This window comes from Tsukamurella hominis (assembly GCF_965137015.1).
Classification (GTDB): domain Bacteria; phylum Actinomycetota; class Actinomycetes; order Mycobacteriales; family Mycobacteriaceae; genus Tsukamurella; species Tsukamurella hominis.
The window spans coordinates 1-1,602 of record NZ_CBCRZG010000050.1; the positions used below are offsets into that span (position 1 = coordinate 1).

Genomic DNA, 1,602 nt, shown 5'->3' on the forward strand with positions numbered 1-1,602 from the left:
CCCCAGGCCCCCGCCCGCGGGGGATCAAGGGCCGGCTTCGCCGGCATCGACCACCACAGGGCGGTGATCCTGACCCGGCCACGGCCGGGTGCCCCCCAAGCCCCCGCGCCGCGGGGGAGCAGGCGCCCGCCGGGCGAAGGACCGCCTCCGGCGGACAGTTCACAACACACCGATGGGTGTTCTTGCGCCTCAGTCTCTTACGGCCAGACCTCCGCCACCGATTCGGGACTCGACCAGTCTCGACCCGGGACGGAAATTCCAGCAGAAAACCTTTCCGCCGCCCACACCCCTACTCGGCAACCGCAGCCGAGTGGGCGGCGCAAAGCTCGCTCGCATCCGCTCACGCCCTTCGGGTTTCACAGCAATTTCCGTCCCGGGCAACCCGACCCGCCGCTCCGGCCCGGCCGCCAAGACGTCGGCAAATGCAAGAACACACCACCACCCCAACCCGGCCCTCTCCGAAAGGCGGCAGCCAGCCATGACCACCACCATCAACCCCGCCGACCTGCTGTGGAACGCGCCCCGAGCCGCCGTCGTGAGCGTCGCCGAGCTGTTCGGCTACGCGAACCCCGAGCACCCCGACCACATCAGCGGCACCGAGATCCCCACCGATGCCGAGTGGGCCGCCGCCGACACCATCGCCGCCGAGTACAACCGCGCCCCGCTCCCGCGCAAGCGCCCCGACGGCGCGATGGGCAACCGCTCCTACCTCCGCTCCCAGCTGCGGCGCACCCTCCACCAGGCGGGCGTAACGATCGTCGGATAAAACGCAATTCGTGACAATTTCTCAGCGCCGAGAAATAAACGGTGCGACACGAAAGAACTGCCGAGAAATCACGGAACGCCAGCACCAAAACTTGTCAGTGACACCACCTAGAATAAGGGTAACAACACAGCAGGAAGAAAGGAGACGCCCCGATGCAAGCAGCCCAATGGGTAGCCCTCATCGTCGCCGTCGTCGGTGGCGGATTCGGTCTCACCGGCGTCATCGTGACACTCCGACAGCGCACCAAGTCGGAGGAGAAGGACCGCGCCGCCGCCGAACGCGACCGCGCCCACCGCGCCGAGCACGACGCCCGCACCGAATGGTGGCGCCGCTACCAGTGGGCCACCGAACAGGCCAACGACCAGGAGAACCCACGAGCCCAGATCGTCGGCCTACAGATCATCGAAGCCCTCACCGACTCGCCGCTGGTCACCAGCAGCGAACGCGGCATCATCGAGGCAGTAGCCAAACGGCCCCCGAACCCGGATACTGAAGACAACAGCGACACCGAAGGAGGTGCACGATGACCGCCACCACCAGCAGCGCAGAGCAGCGAGCACACGCCGACTACGAGCTGTACGGCACGACCGCCGAAGCACGCAAGATCAGCGCCCGAATCCTCGTCAAGCTCGCCCGCCAGGAAGACAAGGACCCCGACCAGTGGGTCCTCGACGTCGCAGAGGGACGCCTACCGGCCTAACAGCCGCACCACGACCCCGGAGCCGCTCCACCGACCAGGTGGGGCGGCTCCCGTCGTTTCCGGGCCCTTGGGCGCCCCCAGGGGCCGGCGTGCCGCCGCCAAGCTGCCCCGACACCCTGCGGGCGCCGGCACAGTG

General features: G+C 68.1%; 3 protein-coding genes. All 3 read left to right on the forward strand.

Annotated features, from left to right (window positions below):
* Nucleotides 1-478: 478 nt before the first annotated feature.
* The 3 genes from ACM9LD_RS25015 to ACM9LD_RS25025 all read left to right on the forward strand — a co-directional run bounded on the left by ACM9LD_RS25015 (nt 479) and on the right by ACM9LD_RS25025 (nt 1,466).
* Entirely contained in the window at nt 479-766 is a 288-nt protein-coding gene (locus ACM9LD_RS25015) for a hypothetical protein (RefSeq protein WP_415679215.1), read from the forward strand.
* Between the two features lie 152 nt (nt 767-918).
* Nucleotides 919-1,293 carry a hypothetical protein gene (locus tag ACM9LD_RS25020; RefSeq protein ID WP_415679216.1) on the forward strand — a complete coding sequence of 125 codons (375 nt, stop codon included), beginning with the start codon at nt 919-921 and terminating at the stop codon, nt 1,291-1,293.
* On the forward strand, nt 1,290-1,466 hold the full coding sequence (locus ACM9LD_RS25025) for a hypothetical protein (RefSeq protein ID WP_415679217.1): 177 nt from the start codon (nt 1,290-1,292) through the stop codon (nt 1,464-1,466). The genes ACM9LD_RS25020 and ACM9LD_RS25025 overlap by 4 nt, the downstream gene beginning before the upstream one ends.
* Nucleotides 1,467-1,602: the final 136 nt, after the last annotated feature.